This is a genomic window from Armatimonas sp. (genome assembly GCF_043760365.1).
Taxonomy (GTDB): Bacteria; Armatimonadota; Armatimonadia; order Armatimonadales; family Armatimonadaceae; genus Armatimonas.
Window position 1 is genome coordinate 1 of record NZ_JAYUPA010000914.1, and the last position, 2,923, is coordinate 2,923.

The following is a 2,923-nucleotide window of genomic DNA, read 5'->3' on the forward strand; positions in this document are numbered from 1 at the left end:
AGAAGAACATGCGTAGTAATCAGGTGATTTTCGGGGTGCTGGGCTTGGCCCTACTGGGGGGCTGCGGTGGTGGAAGCGGTTCGGGCTCGGTGACTCGTATTGCCGTGCTGGCGACTGATAGTCTTCGCGAGGACTACGATCAGATCTGGGCGACGGTGACAAAGATCGAGCTCTTGCCGTCTTCGAGCACAGACGCGGCAGTCACGCTCTTTACCGATGCGAACGGACGCGTTCTTGACCTGCGCTCACTACGCAGTGCCTCGGGGCCGCTCTACACGTTTCTGGGCGAGGCGAGTGTCCCCGCAGGGCGCTACACCGGCGTGCGCGTGACACTTGCTTCGACGCTTCAGCTCTTCGCGACAGGAAGCACCACAGCCACCACCGTCGCGCTCGCCGAGGGCAGCAGTTCCGTCGTGTTGCCGTTTGCAGCACCCCGCGCGTTTGGCACCAGTGAGGAGCTGGTTCTCGATTTCGATCTGGCCCGGTTTACACTCAGTGCAGGACGGCTCACTCCCGCGCTCGTGCTGGGCGATGGTGCCGGTATCGCACTCGCGGAGCGCCACCAGAACAACGACTACCACGGGCTCGTGGTGGAGCTGAAGGGACTCTACCCGACCCAGACATTCACGCTCAATCGGGGCAATGGGCACAGCGTGAGCGTGGTCACCACGGCAGCCACGGCGATCTTTGGGGATAATTTTCTGATCACTGGGCAAGTGGTCACAGTGGAGGGGCGCTACAACCCGGAGACCAACCGGATCGTCGCCAGTGCGATTGAGATCAAGGGCAGCGGGGAAGACGATCCCAGTGAGTCGGTGGGTCTGAGTCGGCCTATGGCGCACGGCGTGGCAAGTGCGGTCAATGCAGACGCCGGGACGTTTATAATCGCGCCCCATCAAGCCCGTGGCTTTACGCTCTCACAGCGCACAGTCACTATCATCACGACACCGACCACGCAGCTCCACACCGATGGAGGCCGGATCAAAGACAAGGCCGCGTTCTTTGCGCGCCTGATCAAGGTCCCCCATATTAAAGTGGACGGCACCTACGATCCTGCTACCAACACGCTTACGGCCAAACACGCCCGGCTCAGCGATCTCGCAAACGATGGCGGCTGGGAAAGTGAAACGCACTACGACGGCGACGACACCAACCATGACGGCCTCGTCAACACCACAGACGACGCGGACAACACCGGTGGTGGCGGTGGACACAGCCACTAAAGAGTTCTGAGCCTTCGGCTAAGGCCCTGTTTTCCGATGGGCAGTCAGAATCTCGAACATTGCAGAGATTGCCGTTTTTACCACGTCACTATCGCGATGTTTCAGCAAAGGACGGAGATACCGCAGGGCCTCCAGCGACCGGGACACTTCCAGAGCAAAGATCGCATCGGAGAGACAAGACTCGTCTTTTGAGTTAGCAAGCGCTCCAATCATCTTGATCCCCTCTTTTCCCAGTCCAGCCACCGCAGGAAAAATATCCATGTCCAGCGGTGGCCGTGAGACGGCGGAGCGCTTCATGAGCACCGGAATCGCACGCGGATCGCCTAGCTTCTGCAAGACAACCGCAAGAACCATTGCCTCCTCGTTATCGGAGAACTTCAGGCGCTCGGTGAGCAAGGCAAACGCGCGCGGGTCTTTCTGAGCGCCCAAGGCGTAGTAGGCTTGCAGAACCCGATCCCGAGGGCACTTTTCCAGATAGCGAAAGCTCTCGTCGCAGCGCAGGCCACCCAGGGCGTAGGTTGCCGTGCTGGCAAGCTCCCGATCTGGGCCATCGGCGATGTTCGCGAGTACCGAAAATAGGCGCGGATCACCAATGGCTCCCAGGCACCCAACGGCGGCTTTAGGGAAGGGAGTTGTTCGGGAGCGCTCTAACCAGCGCAACAAAACGGGAATGGCACGCTTTTCTTTGAGTGCGGCCAGAGCATCCGCCGCCGCGACTGCGGGGAGCGTGTCGTCGTCGAGCTGCTTCAAAAGCAAGGGAGCCGCTTTGGAGTATTTCACCTCTACCAGCGCCGTCGCGGCACGCTCCCGTACGAATGCATCAGAGTGCGTCAGCGCCCCGACCAGCGCGTCCCCCGCAGGTTTTCCTATCTTCCCCAGGCTAACGGCGGCGTTGTCCCCTAAGTCCAGCTTGCCAATTCCCTCTGTGGCAAACATATGCGCATGGTCAACAGGGAGCAGCTTAATGAGGGCGGGTATTGCGCGTCTCTCGCGGAGAAATCCCAGCATACGGATTGTAGGAATCTTCCAGCCGCTTTTTGCATCCAGGTACCGAAGAAGTGCATCCGAGGCGTGCGAACCGCCAAGATTTCCCAGCGCATTGGGGCCGTTCCAACCGAAGCGATCCAATCGTGCCGCAATGGGCGCAACGGCACGACGATCCCGGAGGAGACCTAACGTCACGCACGCATCCGTGGCAACCGTCTCATTGGTGTCGTCCAAAAGATGAATCAGCGGCTCGACGGCACGTTTACCAACCAGGACGACAATTGCCTCGCGCACCAAACTGCCTGCGTAATCTGGCTTTGCTTCCCGGAGCTGCTCTAGTAGACGTGGGAGGGAATCGTCGTTCATGGAATGGTTTCCTTTTCGAGGGAACGAGTTCCTCTCGCTAGAGGGTTCGCCGGTGACCCTCCGGGTCAGAAAACAGTCTCTGCACCCGGAGGGTGCCCCGCGAAGCGCTTAGCGAGAGGGACTCGTTCCCTCGTTTTCGTCCCCGCCCTATCCCCCCGCTACGACTTCCAGCTTCTGCGATGAGACAGGCTTATCGTCTAGCATGAGCTGGATCGTGTAGGTGCCCGGGGCGAGTGCTCTGCCAACAGCGAAGCGATTCGCTCCGACCTGGCGCAAGTCCCAACCAATCCGCTGGAGTCCCGCTGCTGTCGGGGCTTCTAGCTCCCGCACGACATTTTCTTTGTCGT

Annotated in this window: 3 protein-coding genes; 1 reads left to right on the forward strand and 2 read right to left on the reverse strand. The window is 60.0% G+C overall.

All coding sequences use genetic code 11. The features are described from left to right. Window positions 1-1,223, forward strand: a 1,223-nt coding sequence (locus ACH2EH_RS22860; RefSeq protein ID WP_395145390.1) for a DUF4382 domain-containing protein, incomplete at its 5' end; no start/stop codon positions are given. Between the two features lie 18 nt (window positions 1,224-1,241). On the opposite strand, the gene ACH2EH_RS22865 is transcribed toward ACH2EH_RS22860, so the two are convergent. Together ACH2EH_RS22865 and ACH2EH_RS22870 are read right to left on the reverse strand one after the other, a co-directional pair. Continuing rightward, window positions 1,242-2,576, reverse strand: a complete 1,335-nt coding sequence (locus tag ACH2EH_RS22865; protein ID WP_395145392.1) for a HEAT repeat domain-containing protein — start codon at window positions 2,574-2,576, stop codon at window positions 1,242-1,244. 147 nt (window positions 2,577-2,723) lie between these two features. Then, window positions 2,724-2,923, reverse strand: a 200-nt coding sequence (locus ACH2EH_RS22870) for a hypothetical protein (protein WP_395145394.1), incomplete at its 5' end; no start/stop codon positions are given.